The 282-nt window shown below is 59.2% G+C and carries 1 protein-coding gene; it reads right to left on the reverse strand.

Going from position 1 to position 282, the window contains the following annotated elements; all coding sequences use genetic code 11:
- The coding region (locus AC5ZFO_RS48460; protein WP_496124327.1) for a transposase domain-containing protein at positions 1 to 209 on the reverse strand (209 nt) is incomplete at its 3' end.
- Between the last annotated feature and the right edge of the window lie 73 nt (positions 210 to 282).

A 282-nucleotide genomic window follows, 5' to 3' on the forward strand; every position in this document is an offset into this window, starting at 1 on the left:
GCTGCTTCGAGAGCCGCGACGGCCTGATCGATATCCTCCAGAACAAGCTGGAGCTGATCAGCGTCCAGCTTTTCCGAGGACCGACCGAACTGCGCATCTTTTGCAAGCTTGAGCAACCGCTCGAGCTTGGCGCAGCGATCCAGCAGAGCCGCGGCAAAGATACGCAACTCGGCCGGATCGCTCGGCAGCTCATCAGGCAAATCACTCATTGGCCCAAGTCTGCCATGCTTCGCGCCCCGATGCAGCGAAGATTTTACGTCCTACGCAAGTGCTTTCGGCTGC

It is taken from the genome of Bradyrhizobium sp. Unk1 (assembly GCF_059512345.1).